This is a genomic window from Yinghuangia sp. YIM S09857 (assembly GCF_051388915.1).
Classification (GTDB): Bacteria; Actinomycetota; Actinomycetes; order Streptomycetales; family Streptomycetaceae; genus Yinghuangia.
Window position 1 is genome coordinate 366916 of the sequence record NZ_JBPKBH010000006.1, and the last position, 4733, is coordinate 371648.

Sequence of the window (4733 nt, forward strand, 5' to 3'; positions counted from 1 at the left end):
CGCCGCCGAGGACCGTCTCACCGGGCGGGGGGTGCCGCGGCACCCGCACCACGAGGTCCGCGTTGACCGACCCGACGACCAGCACCAGCGGGCCGTCCGCGGACTCAGCCGACACCGGGGACGTTCCACTCCGTCAGCGCGTCGAGCAGCCCGTCGGTCAGTTCCAGCAGCCGCAGTTGGTCGGCCGGCACCCAGCGCACCGACTCGGCGTCGTCGCCCGCCTGCATCGTGCCGCCGTGCACGATGCAGGCGTAGTCGCGTATGTCGTACGTCCCGCCGTCCGGCGCCGGGCGCGTCACGCTCCCGACCAACGGACCGACGGTGACCTCAAGGCCCGTCTCCTCCAGCAGCTCGCGCGCGAGGGCCCCGGCGTCGCTCTCACCCGGCTCCACCCGCCCGCCCGGCAGCGACCACAGGCCCTTGCCCGGGGGCGTGCCGCGGCGGATGAGGAGGATGCGCCCCTCACCGTCCAGGACGATCGCACCGACACAGGGAGTTGCCCGCATATCCGCGAGCGTATCCGCCGTATGGGCGGATCGGGGCGTCCCCGCCACAGCGTGTCGACAACTCCCGAGCCCACCGAAACCACCACACGACGGCCGCCCGCCACCCGACGGCCCGTCGAACGCGGTCGTCGTGGGCCCGGAGGTCGTGACGCCTGTGCGTCGTCGGCTGCGGTGACGACAGCCGTCGGCGGTGTGGCAGCGGCTCCTGTGGTGCCATGGCCGCGCACCGGTCGAATGTGGTGGCCGTGTCGGCCGATTGCGGTGTCGATGGCCGTGTGGGTTGTTGCCGTGCGCCTCGATGGTTGCGGTCCGTGCCAGGTCGTACAACCAGTCGTTCAACCAGTCGTTCAACCACGTCGTTCAACCAGGTCGTTCACCCGGGTCGGTCGCGCGCCCGGCCTTCGACCGGCCCGCCGGTGGTTCTCGCCGTGCCCGACGTCCAACCCCGTCGCACCCCTCCGCTCCGCCGCGACATCGGCGCCAATGGGGTGATCGTCCTTGACGCGGGGGCCTCGGCAAGGGACCGTCGTGCGTATGAAGGGCGAGCAGAGCTGCCCACGCTGCGGAGGCCGGGTCCGAGCCCCGGGGTTGTTCTCCGAGACCTGGCAATGTGACCTGCACGGATCCGTGCCGCCCCTGCAACCGGTCGTCCCGCCCAGCGTCGACGCCCTCGACGTCGTCGTACGCCGCTCCCGCGTCCCCGTCTGGCTGCCCTGGCCGCTCCCGGTCGGCTGGCTCTTCACCGGCGTCGCGCACGCGGGCGACGACCGGTCCGGCCCGCGCGCGGTCGCCGTCGCCTGCACCGGACCCGCACCGCTGGGCGGTCCCGGCGAGCTGGTGCTGGTGGCCGAGGAACTGGGCGTCGGCCTCGGTGCCCGCTTCGCGGGGCTGCCGGGGCCCGACCCGGGCAGCGACCTGCTCGGCAACCGGGTGGCGCCGGCGAAGGTGATGGCCGCGGGTCGACCGACGGCGCTGTGGTGTGTGCCCGGTACGCCGGCCGACCGCGCGGTGTACGCCGGCGAGGCGATGGGCCTGTGGCTGTGGGCGATCCTCTGGCCCGGCAAGGCCGGGCACCTGGTGTACGACGACGTCGTCCTCACCGACCTCCGCGACGCGGGCGCGGAACTGGGGCTTCTGCCGTGCGGCGCGCTGTCCCCGCAACTCCTCGCCTGACTCCGCCCGGCTCCGCCTGACTCCGCCCGGCTCCCACCGAGGCCGCCCCGCGACGCCGCCGATCCCGCTCCGGAACGGGCTGATTAGGCTTGATCGTCCCGGCCCCACCGAACCAGCGAGGTCCGCGTGCGCATCGACCTGCACACCCACAGTTCCGCCTCCGACGGCACGGACACCCCGGCGGAGCTCGTGCGCACCGCGCGCGACGCGGGCCTGGACGTCGTCGCGCTGACCGACCACGACACGACAGGCGGCTGGACCGAGGCGGAGGCGGCGCTGCCCGACGGGCTCACGCTCGTACGCGGTGCGGAGATCAGTTGCATCGACGGCGACGGCATCAGCCTGCACATGCTGGGCTACTTGTTCGACCCCGACGAGCCGGAGTTCGCGCGGGCACGCGAGCTGGTGCGTACCGACCGCGTGCGCCGGGCGCGGGCCATGGTCGAGCGCTGCGTCGAACTCGGCGCGCCGATCTCCTGGGAGCGAGTCGTCGCGATCGCGGGCGACGGCGCGGTGGGACGCCCGCATGTCGCGACGGCGCTGGTCGAGGCCGGGGTTGTGCCCGACGTGTCCGGCGCGTTCACCGCGGATTGGCTCAAGGACGGCGGCCGGGCGTTCGTCGACAAGTACGAGATCTCCGTGGCCGACGCGGTCCGCATGATCCGCGCGGCGGGCGGCGTCGCCGTGTTCGCGCACCCCGGCGCCACCAAGCGCGGCCGAACGGTCTCCGACGCGACGATCGAGTCGCTGGCCGAAGCCGGCCTCGCCGGGGTCGAGGTCGACCACATGGACCACGACGACGCGATGCGCACCCACCTGCGCGATCTCGCGCGCGGCCTCGGCCTCGTCACCACGGGTTCGAGCGACTACCACGGCACCCGCAAGACCGTGGGCATCGGCCGCTACACCACCGACCCGGACACGTTCGCCGCGATCGCCGACCGCGCGACGGGCGTACCGGTGCTGAACGCCTGAACCCCTGCACGCCCCGAACTCCCGCACGCCCGCACGCCCGCACGCCTGGACGCCCGCCCGCCTGCACGCCCCGAATGCCCGCACCCCCGAACTCCCGCACCCCCCGCACTCCCGAGCCACCGGTGCCGTGCATTCCCTGCCGCACACCCGCGCCCGCCGCCGAACGGGTGGTGCCGCCGGGCCCTTCCGCGGCGCGCGTGTTCGCGCATCGCGACCATCTGACCTGCACGTCCCCGCAGCGTTACAGTGCGGAAAGTATCCGCACATCTCGGAGGGGAGCGGCACATGAGTCGGCTGGTTCGCGGGGTCGTCGCGCGCGGCAAGGGCGCGCCGGTGAGCGTCGAGACGATCGTCGTACCCGACCCGGGGCCGGGCGAGGCCCGGGTGAAGGTGCAGGCGTGCGGTGTCTGCCACACCGACCTGCACTACCGGGAGGGCGGCATCAACGACGAGTTCCCGTTCCTGCTCGGCCACGAGGCAGCCGGGGTCGTGGAGTCGGTCGGCGAGGGCGTCTCCGGCCTCGCGCCGGGCGACTATGTCGTGCTCGCGTGGCGCGCGCCGTGCGGCGAGTGCCGCTCGTGTCTGCGCGGGCGTCCCTGGTACTGCTTCGACTCGCTCAACGCCAAGCAGCCGATGACGCTGGAGGACGGTACGCCGCTGAGCCCCGCGCTCGGCATCGGAGCGTTCGCCGAGATGACGCTCGTCGCGGCGGGCCAGTGCGTCAAGGTCGACCCCGCCGCGCGCCCCGAGGCCGCCGGTCTGATCGGCTGCGGTGTGATGGCCGGGTTCGGCGCGGCCGCCAACACCGGCAACGTGCAGCGCGGCGACTCGGTCGCGGTGATCGGCTGCGGCGGCGTCGGCAACGCCGCGATCGCCGCCGCGCACCTCGCCGGCGCGCGCAAGGTGATCGCGGTCGACGTCGACGAACGCAAGCTCGAATGGGCGAAGGGCTTCGGCGCGACCGACACCGTCAACGCGCGCGAGGGCGACCCGGTCGAGGCGATCAAGGCGCTGACCGAGGGCAACGGCGCGGACCTGGTGGTCGAGGCGGTCGGTCGCCCGGAGACGTACGAACAGGCCTTCTACGCCCGCGACTTGGCCGGCACGGTCGTGCTGGTCGGCGTCCCGACGCCGGACCTGAGGATCGAACTGCCGATGATCGAGGTCTTCGGCCGCGGCGGCGCGCTCAAGTCGTCGTGGTACGGCGACTGCCTCCCCACCCGCGACTTCCCGATGCTGATCGACCTCTACCTGCGCGGACGCCTGCCGCTGGACGGCTTCGTCTCGGAGACGATCAAGCTGGACGACGTTGAGGCGGCGTTCACCAAGATGCACCACGGCGACGTGCTGCGTTCGGTGGTCGTCCTGTGAGCCCCTCGCCCATCGAACACCTCACCACGTCGGGTGTCTTCTCGCTCGACGGCCAGGACTTCGACGTCGACAACAACGTCTGGATCGTCGGCGACGCGAACGAGGTGGTCGTCGTCGACGCGGCACACGACGCGGACGCCATCGCCGCGGCCGTCGGCGACCGCCGCCTCGCCGCGATCGTCTGCACACACGGCCACAACGACCACATCAACGCCGCGGCCGCGCTCGCCGAGCGGTTCGGTGCGCCGATCCACCTCCACCCGCAGGACCGCATGCTGTGGGACGCGGTCCACCCCGACCGAGCCCCCGACCGCGAACTTGCGGACGGCCAGGTGGTGAAGGTCGCCGGTATCCAGCTGCGGGTCGTGCACACGCCGGGGCACGCGCCCGGCGCGGTGTGCCTGTACGCGCCGGAGCTCGACACGCTCTTCTCCGGCGACACGCTGTTCCGCGGCGGGCCGGGCGCGACCGGGCGGTCCTTCTCGTCCTTCCCGGTCATCCTCGACTCGATCCGCGACCGGCTCCTGACGCTCCCCGCCGGCACGCGCGTCCTGACCGGCCACGGCGACGAGACGACCATCGGCGCGGAGGCGGCGGACTACGACGCCTGGGTGGCACGCGGCCACTGAACGGCCGGGGCGCCCGACGAGGTGTCGGACCGCCGCACCGCCCCGAAGCGGCGGCGAAACGCCGAGGCGCCCCACCCGG

5 protein-coding genes are annotated in these 4733 nt (G+C 73.4%); 4 read left to right on the forward strand and 1 reads right to left on the reverse strand.

Features of this window, described 5'->3' with window-relative positions; genetic code table 11:
- Positions 1–104: 104 nt before the first annotated feature.
- Positions 105–506 (reverse strand): NUDIX hydrolase, encoded by a 402-nt coding sequence (locus tag ACRX5S_RS15545; RefSeq protein ID WP_436773497.1) that lies wholly within the window; start codon positions 504–506, stop codon positions 105–107.
- Between the two features lie 534 nt (positions 507–1040).
- Between ACRX5S_RS15545 and ACRX5S_RS15550 the strand changes: the two genes are divergently transcribed.
- From ACRX5S_RS15550 to ACRX5S_RS15565, 4 genes are all read left to right on the forward strand, one after another.
- Positions 1041–1679: a DUF6758 family protein gene (locus tag ACRX5S_RS15550; RefSeq protein ID WP_436773498.1), complete on the forward strand. Its 639-nt coding sequence runs from the start codon at positions 1041–1043 to the stop codon at positions 1677–1679.
- A 126-nt stretch (positions 1680–1805) separates the two neighbouring features.
- Positions 1806–2654 (forward strand): PHP domain-containing protein, encoded by an 849-nt coding sequence (locus ACRX5S_RS15555; protein ID WP_436773499.1) that lies wholly within the window; start codon positions 1806–1808, stop codon positions 2652–2654.
- Positions 2655–2939: 285 nt separating this feature from the next.
- On the forward strand, positions 2940–4025 hold the full coding sequence (locus tag ACRX5S_RS15560; protein ID WP_436773500.1) for an S-(hydroxymethyl)mycothiol dehydrogenase: 1086 nt from the start codon (positions 2940–2942) through the stop codon (positions 4023–4025).
- Positions 4022–4654: an MBL fold metallo-hydrolase gene (locus ACRX5S_RS15565; RefSeq protein WP_436773501.1), complete on the forward strand. Its 633-nt coding sequence runs from the start codon at positions 4022–4024 to the stop codon at positions 4652–4654. The genes ACRX5S_RS15560 and ACRX5S_RS15565 overlap by 4 nt, the downstream gene beginning before the upstream one ends.
- Positions 4655–4733: the final 79 nt, after the last annotated feature.